The organism is Stenotrophomonas sp. YJH_SMC_20, assembly GCF_059367845.1.
This window is the reverse complement of record NZ_JCAFRG010000006.1, coordinates 168762-186070: the sequence shown is the minus strand read 5'-3', so window position 1 is coordinate 186070 and position 17309 is coordinate 168762. Positions and strand designations below refer to the sequence as shown.

The window sequence follows — 17309 nt, the reverse complement described above, 5'->3', positions numbered from 1 at the left end:
CGGTTGACAGCCGGTGATGATACTGGAAGCGTGATGGCGGTCCGAATCGATCCAAACGCCCGCTTCAGCAGACGTTGCCGCGACCGCCCATTCAGGGCAGATCGACGCGCAACGCCGGGTCGTTGAAGCGCGAATAGCGCAGCCGCAGCTGGAAACTGCGGCCATTGCTGCTGCCGCTGCGCACGATCTGGCGTGGCAGGCCCTGGGCATCCACCCAGTACTCCAGGCGTTCGCCGGGCTGGTTGCCGCGCAGCCGGTAGTGACGGGTCTCGACCCCGTCCAGCGCCTGGCTGCCGAGATCTTCGGCCTTCAGGTCGGCGGGCAGGGCGCCGGCCGGCAGCGGGTTGCGCCACTGCTCGAGCAGGCCGGGCGGGGCCGGCACCTGGCGGATCGCACCGTCGGCCTGCAGGAACAGGGTGTCGCCGATGATGGTCTGCGGCCCGGCCGGGGTCTCCACCCGGAAACGGTCGGGTGCAACGAAGTCCATGGCGCTGCGTACCCGCTGCGGCGCGCCCAGCACTTCCAGTTCGGCGTGGAAGCTGCGCAGGGCGGCGAAACGCTGGCTGGCGCCCAGCACCGCCTGTGCCGGATCGGCGGCGGGTACCGGGGTCTCGGTGCCCGCCGGCGCCGGCGCGCGATCGCAGGCGGCCAGCAGCAGGCAGGCCAGCAGGGACAGGGCAGGCAACCGGCGCATCGGGCATTCCATGGGGTGGGGGCGACCACGATAGCCCAAACGTCCCACACAAGACCCGCGACTCGGACATAATCGGGGGTATGGACCGATACGAACGCATCACCGCCCTGCATCGTCTGCTCAAGTCCGCGCGCTATCCGGTGACGGTGGCGACCCTGCAGGACAAGCTCGGTTGTTCCCGTGCCACCGTCTACCGCGACCTGGCCTTCCTGCGCGATGCGCTGATGGCACCGATCGAGGGCGACGGCGAGGCAGGCTTCCGTTACCAGGCCGACGAGAGCGACCGCTTCGAACTGCCTGGCCTATGGCTCAGCTCGGAGGAGCTGCATGCCCTGCTGGCTTCGCAACACCTGCTGGCGCGCACCGGCGGTGGCGTGCTGTCTTCGGTGCTGGCGCCGCTGCAGCAGCGCATCGAGAGCCTGCTGGCGGCCCAGGCGGGCGTGTCCAGCTGGCCGGTGGACCGCGTGCGGGTGATTCCGCACCGTGGCCGCAAGTTTGACGAAGGCAGCTTCCGCAGCGTCGCATCGGCCGTGCTGGAGCGCCGCCAGCTGGCGTTCGAGTACCGTGCCCGTTCCACCGACGAGCCGACCAAGCGTACCGTCTCGCCGCAGCGCCTGACCCATTATCGCGACAACTGGTACCTGGATGCCTGGGACCATGACCGCGAGGCGCTGCGCAGTTTCGCCGTGGACCGCATCCACAAGGCACGGGTGATCGACAGCACCGCCCGCGATGTCGCCGACAGCGAGCTGGACGAGCAGCTCGGCGCCAGCTATGGCATTTTTTCTGGTGCGCCGAAGGGCTGGGCGACCATCCTGTTCAGCGCCAAGGCCGCGCGCTGGGTGGCCGACGAGCACTGGCATTCCAAGCAGCAGGGCCGCTTCCTGGCCGATGGCCGCTACGAACTGAAGGTGCCGTACAGTGTCTCGCGCGAGCTGCTGATGGACGTGCTGCACTATGGTTCGGATGCCGAGATCATCGAGCCGGTGATGCTGCGCGAGCAGGCCAAGGCGCTGCTCGAGCTGGCCCTGAGCAACTACGAAAAATCCTGACACTCCCCCCGAGAACCCTTCCGCCCATGAAGAAGACCCTGTTGCTGCCCCTGCTCGCCGCTGCGCTGGCCCTGACCGCCTGCGGCACGTCCGGCGAGCCCTCGCAGAAGCTGGTGGTGGCCGCCACGGCCGTGCCGCATGCCGAGATCCTTGAAGTGGTCAAGCCGATCCTCAAGCAGGAAGGCGTGGACCTGGACGTGCGCGTGTTCAACGACTACGTGCAGCCCAACGACCAGCTGGTGCAGAAGCAGGTGGACGCCAACTACTTCCAGACCGAGCCGTACCTGGATGCCTACAACCGCGATCGCAAGACCGATCTGGTGAAGGTGATCGGCGTGCACATCGAGCCGTTCGGTGCCTATTCGCGCAAGGTCAAGTCGCTGGCCGAGCTGCGCGACGGTGCCGACGTGGTGATCCCGAACGACCCGAGCAACAACAGCCGCGCGCTGATCCTGCTGCACAAGGCCGGCGTGATCGAGCTGAAGGATCCGGCCAACGCGCTGTCGACCCTGCGTGACATCACCGCCAACCCGAAGAACCTGAAGTTCCGCGAACTCGACTCGGCGATGCTGCCGCGCGTGCTGGGCCAGGTGGACCTGGCACTGATCAACACCAACTACGCGCTGGATGCCGGCCTCAACCCGACCAAGGACGCTCTGGCGATCGAGAGCAAGGATTCGCCTTACGTGAACTTCCTGGTCGCGCGCCCGGACAACAAGGACGACGCCCGTGTGCAGAAACTGGCCAAGGCCCTGACCAGTCCGCAGGTGAAGGCCTTCATCGAGACCAAGTACAAGGGCGCGGTGCTGCCGGCGTTCTGATTGCGGCTGATCTGTTGATTTGAACGGTGGGTGTCGACCTTCGTCGACACTGCCTTCCCTGTAGAGCCGAGCCCACGCTCGGCTCTGCTGTTTCCGGCATTTCACCGGCGGCGGCCGAGCATGGCTCGGCTCTACCGTGTCACTCCACGTGTGCCGCAGCAGGGCAGGGCATTGCAGTTTCAATCGACGTGGAAGGCGAGGGTGGCGGCCACCGCCTGCTGCCATCCCGCATACAGCTTCTCGCGCCGGGACACCTCCATCTGTGGCTCGAAGCGCCGGTCCAGGCCCCATTGCGCGGTGATCTGTTCGCGGCTGGACCAGAACCCGACGGCCAGGCCGGCCAGATAGGCCGCACCGAGCGCGGTGGTTTCGGTCAACCGCGGCCGCAGCAGCGGCACACCGAGGATGTCTGCCTGGAAGCTGGCCAGGAAGTCGTTGCCGATCGCACCGCCATCGGCGCGCAGTTCGGTCAGCGCGATACCGGCATCGGACTGCATTGCATCGAGCACGTCGCGGGTCTGGTAGGCCATCGCTTCCAGCGCGGCGCGCACGAAATGCGCCTTGCGGGTACCGCGGGTCAGGCCGAACATCGCGCCGCGCACATCGCTGCGCCAATAGGGCGCGCCGAGGCCGACAAACGCCGGCACCAGGTAGGCGCCGCCACTGTCGGGTACCTGTGCGGCCAGCGCCTGGCTGTCGCTGGCGCGTTCGATCATGCGCAGTCCGTCGCGCAGCCACTGCACCACCGAGCCGGCGATGAAGATCGACCCCTCCAGCGCATACTCCACGCGCCCGTCCAGGCCCCAGGCAATGGTGGTCAGCAGGCCGTTGCGCGACCGCACCGCCTGCGCGCCGGTGTGCATCAGCATGAAGCAGCCGGTGCCATAGGTGTTCTTGACCATGCCCGGCTGGAAGCAGGCCTGGCCGAACAGCGCCGCCTGCTGGTCACCGACGATGCCGGCGATCGGGATCGGGTGGTCGAAGAAGAACTGCGGCCGGGTGTGTGCGTACACCGCACTGGAGTCGCGCACCTGCGGCAGCATCGCGCGCGGGATGTCCAGCAGCGCCAGCAGGTCTTCATCCCAGTCCAGCGTGTGGATGTTGAACAGCAGGGTGCGCGCGGCATTGCTGTAATCGGTCACGTGCGCCTGGCCACCGCTGAGGTTCCACACCAGCCAGCTGTCGATGGTGCCGAACAGGAGCTCGCCACGCTCGGCGCGCTGCTGCGCACCTTCCACGTGGTCGAGGATCCAGCGCACCTTGGTCGCGGAGAAATAGGCGTCGATCAGCAGGCCGGTCCGCTCGCGGACCAGCGCTTCATGCCCGTCGGACTTCAGCCGCTCGCAGATGGCGTGGCTCTGCCGCGATTGCCAGACGATCGCGTTATGGATGGGCTGGCCGCTGGCGCGGTCCCAGACCACGGTGGTTTCGCGCTGGTTGGTGATGCCCAGCGCAGCGATATGGCGCGGATCGATCTGTTCGCGGCTGAGCAGTTCGGTCAGCGTGGCGTAGACGCTGGTAAGGATCTCGCGCGGGTCATGCTCGACCCAGCCGGGCTGGGGGAAGATCTGTGCGAATTCGCGCTGTGCACTGCCGACGATGTCGCCGGCACGGTCGAACAGGATCGCGCGCGAACTGGTGGTGCCCTGGTCGATGGCCAGCACGTAGCGGGGCGTCATGCAGCGTCTCCGGTAGAGCGGTCGGGGTAAGGTACCTCAGCTTCCTGCAGAGCCGGGCCATGCTCGGCTGCGTTGTGCGGATGCAACCGAGCATGGCCCGGCTCTACACGCTGGCTTGCTCCATCCACGCCTGCAGCCGTGCCACCTGCGCCGCGTCCAGCCGCAACCCCAGCTTGCTCCGCCGCCACAGCACGTCCTCGGCATTCGAGGCCCATTCGCGCTCACGCAGGAAAGCGACTTCCCGCGCGTGCAGGCCGCCGCCAAAGTCTTCGCCAAGATCGTTCACACCCTGCAGGCCATGCAGCAGCTCCGCGCTGCGGCTGCCGTAGGCGTCGGCCCAGCGGCGTGCGATTTCCTCGGGCAACCACGGTGCCAGCAACTGCAGGCGCGAGCACGCCTGCGTGGCGTCGCCCCAGTCGCTGCCAGGCAGCGGGTCTCCGCCTGCCGTCCACGCCGGGCCCATCTGCGGCAGCGCCGGCCGCAGCAGCTCCAGCGCTTCCTCGGCCAGCACCCGGTAGGTGGTGAGCTTGCCTCCCAGCACGTGCAGCGCCGGTGCCGGGTGGGACTGCAACTGCAGGCGGTAATCACGGCTGAGTCGTGCCGCACGCGGATCGGGATCGGCCAGCAACGGGCGTACGCCAGCGAACCGCCAGGCCACCTCCTCCGCTGCGATGGGATCACGCAGGTAGCGATTGGCCGCATCACACAGGTACGTCACCTCCGCAGGGAGCACGCTGCAGCGCGCCGGGTCACCGCGATAGTCGGTGTCGGTGGTGCCGACCAGCAGGTGGTCGTGGGCGAAGGGCAGAAGGAACACCACGCGCCCATCGGGCTGCTGCAGCAGGCAGGCGCTGTCGCTGGGCCAGGGGCGGCGCAGCACGATGTGGCTGCCCTGCACCAGGCGCAGCGCGGGGCCATCGCCGCGCCCCTGCATCTGTTCCAGCAGGCCGCCGGCCCACGGACCAGCCGCATTGGCAACGGCGCGCGCAGTCACCGGGTGCGGCTGGCCATCGGCGGATTCCAGAACGGCCTGCCATCGGCCGTGAACGGGGCGCAGGTCGATGCAGCGGCTGCGGACCCGCACCTGTGCGCCGCGCTGCGCGGCATCCAGGGCGTTGAGCAGCACCAGCCGCGCGTCATCGACCTGCGCATCGGCGTAGCTGAAGCCGATGCGCAGCGAGGGGGAGAGCCAGCGACCCAGCGGATCGCGTTGCAGGTCCAGTGCGTGCGATGCGGGAAACGCAGGGCTGCGCCGGCCCAGATGGTCGTACAGCCACAGTCCCGCGCGCAGCATCCAGCGCGGGCGCAGGTGCGGTTCCCAGGGCAGGACGAAACGCAGAGGATGGACCAGGTGAGGGGCTTGCCGGCGTACCGTCTCACGCTCACCCAGCGCTTTGCGCACCAGGCCGAATTCGCCCTGTTCGAGGTAGCGAAGGCCGCCGTGGACCAGCTTGCTGCTGGCACTGGAGGTATGCGCGGCCAGGTCATGCTGTTCGCACAGCAGGACGCGCAGTCCGCGTCCGCTGGCATCACGGGCGATGCCGGCCCCGTTGATGCCGCCACCGATCACCAGCAGGTCGACTTCCTCCATCGCGCCTTCGCACCCTGTTTGTCTAGAGCCGAGCCGCGCCACCATTGACCGTGGGCGCCATTGAACGTAACGCATCGCAATGCGCGCGGAGCCCGCCGCTCGACTCGGGATAGGGGCTTGGCTCGACTCTACATAAAAGGCAGTCGAGCATGGGTTCGACTCTACAGAACGCCGGTGACGGAAACGACGACGGGCCCCGAAGGGCCCGTCGCGTTACATCAGTGAAGCAGGTGCAGCCTGGATCAGAAGCGGGCGCCGATGCCGAAGCCGACGGTCCACGGATCCATCTTGGCTTCGCCGATCTTTTCGCCGCCAACCTTCACGTCCGGGCGGGCGCGCATGTAGCGGGCGTCGGCACGGGCGAACCAGGTGGAGTTGATGTTCATGTCCATGCCGACGGTACCGATCACGCCCTTGGCATCCTTGAAGCGGATGTCGGTGTCAGCGCCGTTGCCCAGCTTCTCGTTGCTGAAGCTCGACTGGTAGTAGCCCACGCCCACGAACGGGCGGAACACGTTGTCAGCCTGGCCGAAGTGGTACTGGCCGCTCAGCGCGACCGGCTGCTGCTCGACCGAGCCCAGGCGGGCGTTGTTCGGGCCCTTGAACTTGTTTTCGAACTTGTCGGCAGCGCCCCACAGTTCAACGGCCCAGTTATCGTTGATGTAGTAGCTGAAGCTGACGGTCGGCGCCGGGCCGCCATCGGTCTTCTTCACGCCGGTGATCGGGTCGTTCTTCGGTTCCAGCAGCGAGATGCCGCCAACCACGGCAAAATGCTTGCCCGAGGCAGTGTCGGTGCTGCTGCTGTCCTGGGCGAAAGCGGCCGGTGCAAAGGCGGCGGAGGTCAGCAGGGCGAGACTCAGGATACGGATGGAGCGCATGGGGGTATCTCCTAATGTTTCTTGTTTTGGGCCCCCGGTTGCGGGGCGAGCACACCGTAGTCGCACCAACATGAATCGAATCCGACGCACGTTAAAAAATAGTTTTCCTTGTTCAGCGACGGGTGCGGAATGCCTGCATTCATGGGGTTTTCGGCCCTCGCTGACATTCATGCAGTTGGAGAAGATGTGAGCGAAGCAACGTTGTGCATTGGCCTGCAAGCGCAGGTGAACGTGCAGTGCCGCGTGCTGCTGCTGGGCTCGATGCCAGGCGTGGCGTCGCTGCAGGAGCAGCGCTACTACGCGCATCCGCGCAACCGTTTCTGGCCGTTGATGGCCGATATCTGTGGCTTCAGTGCGGATCTGCCCTATGCAGCGCGGCTGCAGGCGTTGAACGCCGCAGGCATCGGCCTGTGGGATGTGATCGGCCGCTGTGAGCGCCGGGGCAGTCTGGATGCGGACATCGTGCGTGGCACGGAAGTGCCCAATGCACTGCCGGAACTGATCGCCGCGTTGCCCGAGCTGAAGCTGGTCGGCTGCAATGGCGCCGCGTCAGCGCAGGCATTCCAGCGTTGGGTGCTGCCACGGTTGGAGGCTCCGCCGAAACGGGTGGTACTGCCGTCGACCAGCCCGGCCAATGCGGCCTGGTCGCTGCCGCGCCTGCGCCAGGCCTGGCAGCCGGTGGCAGACGCACTGGCGACATGAAGCGGACATCGTAGGGACAATACGCTACCGACTGGTGGCAGGCGCAACCCATGGGCAACAGCGTGTCCCGGCTGCGTGCGTACTGAAAACACCTGTAACGGTTGGCGCTGGACCCCGCTGGCCGCACAATAGACGTTTCCCTACACCAGATTGCCGGAGTTATCCCCATGGCCGAAATCAAGGAAGCACTTGTCCCCGATATCGGTGACTACAGCGATATCCCGGTAATCGAGGTGCTTGTCGCCGTCGGCGACACGGTCAAGAAGGACCAGGGGCTGGTGACGCTGGAAAGCGACAAGGCGACCATGGAAGTGCCGTCCTCGGTGGCTGGCGTGGTCAAGGAGCTGAAGGTCAAGGTGGGCGACAGCCTGTCCGAAGGCAAGGTCGTGGCCCTGATCGAAGTGGCTGAAGGCGAAGCGGAAGCCGCCAAGCCGGCGGCTGCCGCGCCGGCGCCGGCCAAGGCCGCTGCCCCGGCTGCCGCTACCCAGAGCGCGCCGGCCCCGGCCGCAGCTGCCCCGGCTGCCAGCGGTGGTGCCGTTGAAGCGCTGGTGCCGGACATCGGCGACTACGCCGGCATTCCGGTCATCGAAGTCCTGGTCGCCGTTGGCGACACGGTCAAGAAGGACCAGGGCCTGGTCACGCTGGAAAGCGACAAGGCCACCATGGAAGTGCCGTCCTCGGTGGCCGGTGTGGTCAAGGAGATCAAGGTCAAGGTCGGCGACAACCTGTCGCAGGGCGATGTGGTTGCGATCATCGAGGCCGAGGGCGCTGCCGCGCCGGCACCGACCAAGGCCGCCGCTGCCGCCGCGCCTGCAGCCGCTGAGACAGCCACCAAGGTCGAGCCGGTCGCCGTGCCGGCGCAGCCGGACAAGCTGGCGGCCCGCGAGATCGCCTCGGCCGGTACCCCGTCCAGCCCGCCGGTGCAGTTCAACGCTGATGGCGTGCTGCCGGCCAAGGTGCCGTATGCCACCCCGGCGGTGCGTGTGTTCGCCCGCGAACTGGGCGTGGACCTGCTGCAGATCAACGGCACCGAGAAGGGCGGCCGCATCACCAAGGCTGACGTGCAGAAGTTCGTCAAGGCCGCGCTCAGCGGTGGCGTGCCGGCTGCCGGCGGTGCTGCCGTCGCTGCCGGTGGTGGCCTGAACCTGCTGCCCTGGCCGAAGGTCGACTTCAGCAAGTTCGGCGAGACCGAAGTCCAGCCGCTGTCGCGCATCAAGAAGATCTCCGGCGCGAACCTGGCCCGCAACTGGGCGATGATCCCGCACGTCACCCAGTTCGACCAGGCCGACATCACCGACCTGGAAGCGCTGCGCGTGGCGCTGAACAAGGAGAACGAGAAGGCCGGCATCAAGCTGACCATGCTTGCTTTCCTGATCAAGGCCAGCGCCGCGGCGCTGAAGAAGTTCCCGGAATTCAACGCCTCGCTCGATGCCAGCGGCGAAAACCTGACCCTGAAGAAGTACTTCCACATCGGCTTCGCCGCCGACACGCCGAACGGCCTGGTCGTGCCGGTGATCCGCGACGTGGACAAGAAGGGCGTGGTGCAGATCGCGCAGGAAACCGGCGAACTGGCCAAGAAGGCGCGCGACGGCAAGCTCGGCCCGGCCGACATGAGCGGCGGCTGCTTCTCGATCAGCTCGCTGGGCGGCATCGGTGGCACCGCGTTCACCCCGATCGTCAATGCACCGGAAGTGGCCATCCTCGGTGTCTCCAAGTCGTCCATCCAGCCGGTCTGGAACGGCAAGGAATTCGCACCGAAGCTGATGCTGCCGCTGTCGCTGAGCTACGACCACCGCGTCATCGACGGCGCCCTGGCCGCACGCTTCACCACGTACCTGTCCCAGGTACTGGCCGACATGCGCCGCGTGCTGCTGTAAAGCACCGCTTCGCCCCCACCGTGCGGCCGCAGCCCCTGGCGCGGCCGCGTGAACAGATGCAGTGACAGCCCACCGGCCATGCCGGTCGGGCACGAGGAAAACCCACCATGGCCACGATTGAAGTCAAGGTTCCCGACATCGGCGATTACAGCGATGTGCCGGTGATCGAAGTGTTGGTCGCCGTCGGCGACACGGTGAAGAAGGATCAGGGTCTGGTGACCCTGGAATCGGACAAGGCCACCCTGGAAGTGCCGTCCTCGGCTGCCGGCGTGGTCAAGGAAATCAAGGTCAAGCTGGGCGACACCCTGTCCGAAGGCGCCGTGGTCGTGGTGCTGGACGCTGAAGGCGCCGCCGAAGCCCCGGCCAAGGCCGCTGCGCCGACTCCGGCTGCGGCCGCTCCGGCCAGCAAGCCGCCGGTGACCCCATCGCACCGCGCCCCGGCTGAACCGGCTGCGCCGAAGCCGGCGCTGTCCAGCGGCAAGCCGGCCGACATCGAATGCGAAATGGTCGTGCTGGGCTCCGGCCCGGGCGGCTACACCGCCGCCTTCCGCGCCGCCGACGTCGGCCTGGATACGGTGCTGGTCGAGCGCTACGCCAGCCTCGGCGGCGTCTGCCTCAACGTCGGTTGCATTCCGTCCAAGGCGCTGCTGCACGCCGCTGCGGTAATCGACGAAGTGGCCCATGCCGGTGATTTCGGCGTCGAGTTCGGCAAGCCGACCATCACCCTGGACAAGCTGCGCCAGTACAAGGAAAAGGTCGTCAACCAGCTGACCAAGGGCCTGGCCGGCATGGCCAAGCAGCGCAAGGTCCGCAACGTGCAGGGCGTCGGCAGGTTCATCTCGGCCAACGAGATGGAGATCACCGCCGCTGACGGCAGCACCCAGCTGCTGCGCTTCCAGAAGTGCATCATCGCTGCCGGTTCGCAGGCGGTGAAGCTGCCGAACTTCCCGTGGGACGACGCGCGCGTGATGGACTCCACCGATGCGCTGGAGCTGGCCGAAGTGCCGGGCTCGCTGCTGGTCGTCGGCGGCGGCATCATCGGCCTGGAAATGGCCACCGTGTACAGCGCGCTGGGCAGCAAGGTCACTGTGGTCGAGTTCATGGACCAGCTGATGCCGGGCGCCGACAAGGACCTGGTCAAGCCGCTGGCCGATCGCCTGAAGAAGCAGGGCATCGAAGTCCACCTGAAGACCAAGGCCTCGGGCGTCACCGCCGATGCCAAGGGCATCACCGTGACCTTTGAAGCTGCCGAGGAAGGCCAGGCGCCTGCGCTGGCGCAGGGCACCTTCGACCGCGTGCTGGTGGCCGTCGGGCGTTCGCCGAACGGCAAGAAGATCGATGCCGAGAAGGCCGGCGTGCAGGTCACCGAGCGTGGCTTCATCCCGGTGGATCGCCAGATGCGCACCAACGTGCCGCACATCTTTGCCATCGGCGACATCGTCGGCAACCCGATGCTGGCCCACAAGGCCACGCACGAAGGCAAGCTGGCCGCCGAAGTGGCTGCCGGCCACAAGAAGGAGTGGGTGGCCCGTGTGATTCCGTCGGTGGCCTACACCAACCCGGAAATCGCCTGGGTCGGCGTGACCGAGACCGAAGCCAAGGCCAAGGGCCTGAAGGTCGGCGTGGCCAAGTTCCCGTGGGCCGCCAGTGGCCGTGCGATCGGCATCGGCCGCACCGAGGGCTTCACCAAGCTGATCTTCGACGAAGAGACCCACCGCATCATCGGTGGTGCGATCGTCGGCGTGCACGCCGGTGACCTGCTGGCCGAGATCGGCCTGGCGATCGAGATGGGTGCGGAAGCCGAAGACATCGGCCACACCATCCACGCCCACCCGACGCTGAGCGAGTCGGTGGCGATGGCGTCGGAAATCTATGACGGCACGATCACTGATCTGTACATGCCGAAGAAGAAGTAAGGCGCCCGCGCCGTTCCAAATGAAAAGCCCCGGCGTTTGCCGGGGTTTTTTGTTGAGCCTCGATCACTCTCATTGCGAGCGTTCGGGCCGCCGCGCGGGTGGCAGGCATTTGGGCAAATGTCCCCGTCACTCGCCTGCGGCGGTCGCCTCCTCCTTTACTTTGTCCAAACGCCTGCCACCCGCACAGCGGCTCGGCTTGCGGATAGTCGAGAGCCGGTGCTCTGGCCGCCGGGATGCCTGACACGCGGAGGGAGCGGGGGCTGTGTGCGAAGTAAAGGAGGAGGTGACGGCCTCAGGCCGGCACCGGGGGACATTCGCACGCGGCCCCCGCTCCCTCCAGTGCTCGACCCAGCTGCTCTTGCTGCTGCACGCAGGGAAAAACAGCACAAAAGAGCGCGGCCCCGATGTTCCGGAGGCCGCGCCAGGAGAGAGAGTGCCGTGGAAGGGGCGGGTGTCAGAACACGAAGCTGATACCGGCCACCGGGCCCTTGAATTCCTGCTTCAGGCCGATGGTGCCATCGCTGCCCTTCTTGTCCGCATCAAGCTTGAACCAGTCGTAGCCGGCGAACACGCCGAAGTTCCTGGTGAAGCGGTAGTCGACGATGGCGTTGGCGCGGCTCAGGTCGCCCTTGTAGTCATCGAAGCTGCCCCAGCGCGTGTTGAGGTACTGGCCCTGCAGGGTGATCATCCACTTCTCGGACGGGGTGAAGCTCAAGCGTGCACCGACCACCGGCGCCACGCCGTCGGTTTTCTCGTTGAGGAACTGGCCTTCATAGACAGTGCCCAGATCGGCGTAGGCCTTGGTGCTGACCTTGGCGTACTCGGCACCCAGCTGCAGGCCGAGGTCGAAGGTGTCGGTGTCCACCACCGAGTAGTCATAGACCAGGCTGGCCACCTGGTACTTCAGTTCGCCCTTGACGAAGCTGCCGGACGGCACGCTGACGTCACCGAAGGAGATGTCCTGGCCGAGGGTCTCGCGGCGGTCCTTGTCGTACTTGAAGTAGTTGAACAGCAGGCGCTGGCGGTTGCTGATGCGGAACATGCCGTCAATGCGCGGCTCCCACTCCTTGCCACCCAGCTTGAAGTCCTCGGAGAAACCGATGTCCTGGCCGGCCACGTTGGTGTTGCCGCGGAGGGTGTTGTCCGAGTCGATGTTCATCGCACCCAGGCGCAGGGCAAAACGGTCGTCGCCTTCGGCGGCGTGGGCGGCATTGGCGAACGAGGCGCCGGCAGCGAGCAGGGAGAGGGCGAGCAGGGTGGGTACGGGGCGCATCGAAGAGTCCTTGCAGTGGTTCATCAGAATGAAGACCACTGTGCGGGACAGGCCCGTCCACCATCCGTGAACGTATGGTCCACGGCGTGTGCACCGTTCAGCGCTGTCACGACGATGCAAAAAGATGGCCCCGGAGACGGGCTTCGGGGCCATCGTGGGACCTGCGGGGTGGAGCCGACGAGGATGCTGCAGGCAGGTCGAGTAATCGGACCGCCGCATCCGGTGAAAGTTCCGTCGACTGCGACCAAAGTTCAATACTGCGGTGCAACATCGTGCGGACGTCATTGTCCCCCCGGTGGTACGCAAAAATGTAACCGTTACCGCAACTTGCGCCTTCCCGGGATGAACAGGCAGCGGTTGTCTCGCAAATTGTCCCATTGCTATAATTTGGCGGCTCGATGAGGCCCCCCCTGCTGTAGCCGCCTCAACCCTCCACATGCAACCACGCGGGACGTCCTGTGCTGAACTCCGTTGACGCGGGTCGGCGACTGATGCTGCGCGCCGCGGTCTACCCGCTGGCCGCGGTCGCTGTCCTGGCCCTGGCCTTCCTGCTGGTGGGTCCGAAATATGCCCTCGGCGCGCTGGCGTCTGGTGTGGCCATTTCGGCCGGTGGCTGGGTTGCAGCACGGATGGCGCTGGGCGGAGGTGCGGTGGCCGCAGGATCGGCGATGGCTCGCCTGATCATTGCGATCGTGGCCAAGTGGGTCGTGGTTTTCGGCGTCCTGCTGGTGGGGTTCCTGGTCTTCAAGCTGCCTGCGTTGGCGCTGTTGGCCGGTATCGCCGTCGGCTTGATGTTCCAGGTCCTGGCCATGGCCAGGCGTTGACAGAATTCAATTAACTGAAGGTTCCGGACACATGGCGGGCGAGGCTCTAACCCCTACCAGCTACATCCAGCATCACCTGCACAACCTGACCGCGCCGGTCGGCAAGGGTGAGGGTATGTTCTGGCATATCCACGTCGATACCTTCCTCACCGCCGTCCTGATGGGCCTGGTGATCGTGGTCGCGTTCTGGCTGGGGACCCGCAAGGCCACCGCCGGCGTGCCGGGCAAGTGGCAGGCCTTCGTCGAGATCTGCCTGGAGTTCGTCGACCGCCAGGCCAAGGACACCTACCACGGCAAGAGCAAGCTGGTCACGCCGATCGCCATCACGATCTTCTTCTGGATTCTGCTGATGAATCTGCTGAAGATGATCCCGGCCGATTTCATCGCCAAGCCGCTGGAATGGGCGGGCGTGCACTACTGGAAGCCGGTCCCGACCGCTGACGTCAACGCCACCCTGGGCATGGCCATCAGCGTGTTCTTCCTGATGCTGTTCTTCGCGCTCAAGTCCAAGGGCCTGGGCGGCTTCATCAAGGAATTCCTGACGGCGCCGTTCGGCAAGTGGATGATGCCGTTCAACCTGATCCTCAACATCGTCGAGTGGCTGAGCAAGCCGATCTCGCTGGCGATGCGACTGTTCGGCAACATGTTCGGCGGCGAAATCGTGTTCCTGCTGATCTGGGTGCTGGGTGGTGCCGGTTTCTTCGGTGCCATTGCCGGTGGTGTGTTCGGCCTCGGCTGGATGCTGTTCCACCTGCTGGTGATCCCGCTGCAGGCCTTCATCTTCATGATGCTGTCGATCGTGTACCTGAGCCTGTCGGAAGACGCTCACTGAGTTTCAAGCTTCAACGCGTTTCAACCTTCATCCGTTTCATCACCCTTAGCAACTTAAGTTCCTGGAGATAACCATGTACTTCGCCGTCCTGACCAACTTCGCGCAGATTCAGAGCTCCACCGCCCTTGCCGTCGGCATCATGATCGGCCTGGCCGCGCTGGGCGCCGGTCTGGGTCTGGCCATCATGGCTGGTAAGTTCCTGGAGTCGGCCGCCCGCCAGCCGGAACTGATCCCGGTCCTGCAGGTCCGCATGTTCATCACCGCCGGCCTGATCGACGCCGCGTTCATCATCTCGGTCGCCGTTGGCCTGCTGCTGGCCTTCGCCAACCCGCTGTCGGCTGCCTTCGCTGGCGCCGTCACCAAGGCTCTGGCCGGCTGATACAGCGGTTTGAGACGACCGGGTGCTGATGCACCCGGTTTCGGATGAAGGCCGGATGTGCCGCTACGGCGGCGCGTCCACCCCGAAACCAGCGATCGAGCTAACCATGAATATCAATTTCACCCTTCTTGCGCAGGCGCTGGCCTTCGCTGGTCTGATCTGGATCATCGCGACCAAGATCTGGCCGCCGCTGATGAACGCGATCGAGGAGCGCCAGCAGAAGATTGCTGAGGGCCTCGCTGCTGCCGACCGCAGCCAGAAAGATCTGGCCCAGGCGCAGGAGAAGGTCAACGAAGCGCTGAAGGAAGCCCGCACCAAGGCCAACGAGATCATCGATCAGGCCCACGCGCGTGCCAACCAGATCGTTGATGCTGCCCGTAACGAAGCGATCACCGAAGCCACCCGTCAGAAGGAACTGGCCCAGGCTGAAATCGACGCCGCCGCCAACCGTGCCCGTGAAGATCTGCGCAAGCAGGTGTCCGCGCTGGCCGTGACCGGTGCCGAAAAGCTGCTCAAGCGCGAAATCGACGCCAACGCCCACAAGGCGCTGCTCGACGAGCTGGCCTCGGAGATCTAAGGATGAGCCAGGCCCTCACGCTTGCCCGCCCGTACGCCCGCGCCGCGTTCGCGACCGCGCGCGACGAAGGCGCGTTCGCGCCGTGGTCGGACGCCCTGGCGTTCTCCGCCCACGTCGCCGCCGACCCGCGCGTGGCGGCCCTGCTCGCCAACCCGGAGCTGGGTCGTGACGACGCCGTCGCCCTGCTGGCGCCGGTGTCGCACGGCGAGACCTACTCGCGCTTCCTGGCCGTCCTGGCCGAGTCGCACCGTCTGCCGCTGCTGCCGGAAATCGCCGGCATGTTCGACGCCCTGCGCGCCGAAGCCGAGCACGTGGTCAAGGCCACCGTCACCTCGGCCGCCGAACTGTCGGCCGCTGAGCTGGATGCGATCAAGGTCGCGCTGCGCAAGCGCTTCAACCGCGAGGTCGACGTGACCACCGCGGTCGATGCCTCGCTGATCGGCGGCGCCGTGATCGACGCCGGCGACGTGGTCATCGATGGTTCGCTGAAGGGCAAGCTGGCCCGTCTGCAGACCGCGCTCGCTAACTGAATTCATTTAACGTCCGGCCCCGCTGCCGGCACTAGGACTTGACGATGGCAACCACGCTCAACCCCTCCGAAATCAGCGAACTGATCAAGAACCGCATCGAGAAGGTCAAGCTGGCCGCGGAATCGCGCAACGAAGGCACCGTGACCAGCGTGTCCGACGGCATCGTGCGCATCTTCGGTCTGGCCGACGTGATGCAGGGCGAAATGATCGAACTGCCGAACAACACCTTCGCACTGGCCCTGAACCTGGAGCGCGACTCGGTCGGCGCCGTGGTCCTGGGTGACTACGAGCACCTGCGCGAAGGCGACGTCGCCAAGACCACCGGTCGCATCCTGGAAGTGCCGGTCGGTCCGGAACTGCTGGGCCGCGTCGTGAACGCGCTGGGCGAGCCGATCGACGGCAAGGGCCCGCTGGGCACCGACCTGACCGCTCCGGTGGAGCGCGTTGCTCCGGGCGTGATCTGGCGCAAGTCGGTCGACCAGCCGGTGCAGACCGGTTACAAGTCGGTCGACTCGATGATCCCGATCGGCCGTGGCCAGCGCGAGCTGATCATCGGTGACCGCCAGACCGGCAAGACCGCCATGGCGATCGATGCGGTGATCAACCAGAAGGGCACCGGCATCAAGTGCGTGTACGTTGCGATCGGCCAGAAGGCGTCGACCATCGCCAACATCGTGCGCAAGCTGGAAGAGAACGGCGCGCTGGCCCACACCATCGTGGTGGCCGCGACCGCTTCCGAATCGGCTGCCATGCAGTACATCAGCGCCTACTCGGGCTGCACCATGGGTGAGTACTTCATGGACCGCGGTGAAGACGCGCTGATCGTGTACGACGATCTGTCCAAGCAGGCCGTCGCCTACCGCCAGATCTCGCTGCTGCTGAAGCGTCCGCCGGGCCGTGAAGCCTACCCGGGTGACGTGTTCTACCTGCACTCCCGTCTGCTCGAGCGCGCTGCCCGCGTGTCCGAGGAGTACGTCGAGAAGTTCACCGAAGGCAAGGTCACCGGCAAGACCGGTTCGCTGACCGCGCTGCCGATCATCGAAACCCAGGCCGGCGACGTGTCCGCGTTCGTTCCGACCAACGTGATCTCGATCACCGACGGCCAGATCTTCCTGGAAACCGACCTGTTCAACGCCGGCATCCGCCCGGCCGTGAACGCCGGTATCTCGGTGTCGCGCGTCGGTGGCTCGGCCCAGACCAAGATCATCAAGAAGCTGTCGGGCGGTATCCGTATCTCGCTGGCCCAGTACCGTGAGCTGGCTGCCTTCGCGCAGTTCGCCTCGGACCTGGACGAAGCGACCCGCAAGCAGCTGGAGCGTGGCCAGCGCGTCACCGAGCTGATGAAGCAGAAGCAGTACGCGCCGATGTCGATTGCCAACCAGGCGCTGTCGATCTACGCCGTCAACGAGGGTTACCTGGACGACGTGCCGGTCAACAAGCTGCTGGCGTTCGAAGAAGGCCTGCACGCCCACTTCGCCAACACCCAGGGCGAGCTGATCAGCAAGGTCAACGCCACCGGCGGTTGGGACAACGACATCGAAGGTGCCTTCAAGAAGGGCATCGCCGAGTTCAAGACCACCGGCAGCTGGTAATCGCGGTCCTGTAGAGCGGAGCCTCCGGCTCCGCTGGACCAGATGACAAACGGTTGAACAACGCGGGGCATCAGCCCCGCGCCACGGGAAAC

The 17309-nt window shown here is 66.0% G+C and carries 16 protein-coding genes; 11 read left to right on the top strand and 5 right to left on the bottom strand.

The window, feature by feature from the left end; all coding sequences use genetic code 11:
* Positions 1-91: 91 nt before the first annotated feature.
* The gene (locus AC5P6A_RS12685) at positions 92-694 is read right to left on the bottom strand and encodes a LolA-like protein (protein ID WP_495222320.1); all 603 of its coding nucleotides are present in this window, start codon (positions 692-694) and stop codon (positions 92-94) included.
* A gap of 80 nt (positions 695-774) precedes the next feature.
* Here AC5P6A_RS12685 and AC5P6A_RS12680 point away from each other — a divergent pair, with 80 nt between their 5' ends.
* Positions 775-1746, top strand: coding sequence for a helix-turn-helix transcriptional regulator (locus AC5P6A_RS12680; protein WP_019660741.1), 972 nt, complete (start codon positions 775-777; stop codon positions 1744-1746).
* 26 nt (positions 1747-1772) lie between these two features.
* Positions 1773-2567: a MetQ/NlpA family ABC transporter substrate-binding protein gene (locus AC5P6A_RS12675; RefSeq protein ID WP_021203869.1), complete on the top strand. Its 795-nt coding sequence runs from the start codon at positions 1773-1775 to the stop codon at positions 2565-2567.
* A 179-nt stretch (positions 2568-2746) separates the two neighbouring features.
* Here the strand turns inward: AC5P6A_RS12675 and glpK are convergent, their stop codons facing one another.
* From glpK to AC5P6A_RS12660, 3 genes are all read right to left on the bottom strand, one after another.
* On the bottom strand, positions 2747-4246 hold the full coding sequence (gene glpK, locus AC5P6A_RS12670; RefSeq protein ID WP_346715120.1) for a glycerol kinase GlpK: 1500 nt from the start codon (positions 4244-4246) through the stop codon (positions 2747-2749).
* Between the two features lie 103 nt (positions 4247-4349).
* Positions 4350-5837, bottom strand: a complete 1488-nt coding sequence (gene glpD / locus AC5P6A_RS12665; RefSeq protein WP_171952599.1) for a glycerol-3-phosphate dehydrogenase — start codon at positions 5835-5837, stop codon at positions 4350-4352.
* A 242-nt stretch (positions 5838-6079) separates the two neighbouring features.
* Positions 6080-6715 carry an OmpW/AlkL family protein gene (locus AC5P6A_RS12660; RefSeq protein ID WP_346715119.1) on the bottom strand — a complete coding sequence of 212 codons (636 nt, stop codon included), beginning with the start codon at positions 6713-6715 and terminating at the stop codon, positions 6080-6082.
* A 186-nt stretch (positions 6716-6901) separates the two neighbouring features.
* Here AC5P6A_RS12660 and AC5P6A_RS12655 point away from each other — a divergent pair, with 186 nt between their 5' ends.
* From AC5P6A_RS12655 to lpdA, 3 genes are all read left to right on the top strand, one after another.
* Entirely contained in the window at positions 6902-7417 is a 516-nt protein-coding gene (locus tag AC5P6A_RS12655; RefSeq protein ID WP_058978691.1) for a DNA-deoxyinosine glycosylase, read from the top strand.
* Between the two features lie 167 nt (positions 7418-7584).
* Positions 7585-9294, top strand: a complete 1710-nt coding sequence (gene aceF, locus AC5P6A_RS12650; RefSeq protein WP_111102934.1) for a dihydrolipoyllysine-residue acetyltransferase — start codon at positions 7585-7587, stop codon at positions 9292-9294.
* A 107-nt stretch (positions 9295-9401) separates the two neighbouring features.
* Positions 9402-11210 (top strand): dihydrolipoyl dehydrogenase, encoded by a 1809-nt coding sequence (lpdA, locus tag AC5P6A_RS12645; protein WP_019660734.1) that lies wholly within the window; start codon positions 9402-9404, stop codon positions 11208-11210.
* Positions 11211-11664: 454 nt separating this feature from the next.
* On the opposite strand, the gene AC5P6A_RS12640 is transcribed toward lpdA, so the two are convergent.
* The gene (locus AC5P6A_RS12640) at positions 11665-12483 is read right to left on the bottom strand and encodes a hypothetical protein (RefSeq protein ID WP_019660733.1); all 819 of its coding nucleotides are present in this window, start codon (positions 12481-12483) and stop codon (positions 11665-11667) included.
* A gap of 458 nt (positions 12484-12941) precedes the next feature.
* Here AC5P6A_RS12640 and AC5P6A_RS12635 point away from each other — a divergent pair, with 458 nt between their 5' ends.
* The 6 genes from AC5P6A_RS12635 to atpA all read left to right on the top strand — a co-directional run bounded on the left by AC5P6A_RS12635 (position 12942) and on the right by atpA (position 17217).
* Positions 12942-13307, top strand: a complete 366-nt coding sequence (locus tag AC5P6A_RS12635) for a hypothetical protein (RefSeq protein WP_014648497.1) — start codon at positions 12942-12944, stop codon at positions 13305-13307.
* A gap of 31 nt (positions 13308-13338) precedes the next feature.
* Positions 13339-14139: a F0F1 ATP synthase subunit A gene (atpB, locus tag AC5P6A_RS12630; protein WP_005411134.1), complete on the top strand. Its 801-nt coding sequence runs from the start codon at positions 13339-13341 to the stop codon at positions 14137-14139.
* Between the two features lie 73 nt (positions 14140-14212).
* Entirely contained in the window at positions 14213-14518 is a 306-nt protein-coding gene (gene atpE / locus AC5P6A_RS12625; RefSeq protein WP_005411133.1) for a F0F1 ATP synthase subunit C, read from the top strand.
* 106 nt (positions 14519-14624) lie between these two features.
* On the top strand, positions 14625-15095 hold the full coding sequence (locus tag AC5P6A_RS12620; RefSeq protein ID WP_005419512.1) for a F0F1 ATP synthase subunit B: 471 nt from the start codon (positions 14625-14627) through the stop codon (positions 15093-15095).
* Positions 15096-15097: 2 nt separating this feature from the next.
* Positions 15098-15625 carry a F0F1 ATP synthase subunit delta gene (locus tag AC5P6A_RS12615; protein WP_019660730.1) on the top strand — a complete coding sequence of 176 codons (528 nt, stop codon included), beginning with the start codon at positions 15098-15100 and terminating at the stop codon, positions 15623-15625.
* Between the two features lie 44 nt (positions 15626-15669).
* A complete protein-coding gene (atpA, locus tag AC5P6A_RS12610) occupies positions 15670-17217 on the top strand; it encodes a F0F1 ATP synthase subunit alpha (protein WP_005419511.1) in 1548 nt (515 codons plus the stop codon).
* The last annotated feature ends 92 nt before the right edge of the window (positions 17218-17309 follow it).

What these genes read in the sequence shown, in the direction of transcription:
- AC5P6A_RS12640 (WP_019660733.1), bottom strand. Translation starts at nt 12,483, where the DNA reads ATGCGCCCCGTACCCACCCTGCTCGCCCTCTCCCTGCTCGCTGCCGGC.
- lpdA (WP_019660734.1), top strand. Translation starts at nt 9,402, where the DNA reads ATGGCCACGATTGAAGTCAAGGTTCCCGACATCGGCGATTACAGCGAT.
- AC5P6A_RS12620 (WP_005419512.1), top strand. Translation starts at nt 14,625, where the DNA reads ATGAATATCAATTTCACCCTTCTTGCGCAGGCGCTGGCCTTCGCTGGT.
- AC5P6A_RS12615 (WP_019660730.1), top strand. Translation starts at nt 15,098, where the DNA reads ATGAGCCAGGCCCTCACGCTTGCCCGCCCGTACGCCCGCGCCGCGTTC.
- glpD (WP_171952599.1), bottom strand. Translation starts at nt 5,837, where the DNA reads ATGGAGGAAGTCGACCTGCTGGTGATCGGTGGCGGCATCAACGGGGCC.
- AC5P6A_RS12680 (WP_019660741.1), top strand. Translation starts at nt 775, where the DNA reads ATGGACCGATACGAACGCATCACCGCCCTGCATCGTCTGCTCAAGTCC.
- atpE (WP_005411133.1), top strand. Translation starts at nt 14,213, where the DNA reads ATGTACTTCGCCGTCCTGACCAACTTCGCGCAGATTCAGAGCTCCACC.
- aceF (WP_111102934.1), top strand. Translation starts at nt 7,585, where the DNA reads ATGGCCGAAATCAAGGAAGCACTTGTCCCCGATATCGGTGACTACAGC.
- AC5P6A_RS12675 (WP_021203869.1), top strand. Translation starts at nt 1,773, where the DNA reads ATGAAGAAGACCCTGTTGCTGCCCCTGCTCGCCGCTGCGCTGGCCCTG.
- AC5P6A_RS12660 (WP_346715119.1), bottom strand. Translation starts at nt 6,715, where the DNA reads ATGCGCTCCATCCGTATCCTGAGTCTCGCCCTGCTGACCTCCGCCGCC.
- AC5P6A_RS12685 (WP_495222320.1), bottom strand. Translation starts at nt 694, where the DNA reads ATGCGCCGGTTGCCTGCCCTGTCCCTGCTGGCCTGCCTGCTGCTGGCC.
- atpB (WP_005411134.1), top strand. Translation starts at nt 13,339, where the DNA reads ATGGCGGGCGAGGCTCTAACCCCTACCAGCTACATCCAGCATCACCTG.
- glpK (WP_346715120.1), bottom strand. Translation starts at nt 4,246, where the DNA reads ATGACGCCCCGCTACGTGCTGGCCATCGACCAGGGCACCACCAGTTCG.
- atpA (WP_005419511.1), top strand. Translation starts at nt 15,670, where the DNA reads ATGGCAACCACGCTCAACCCCTCCGAAATCAGCGAACTGATCAAGAAC.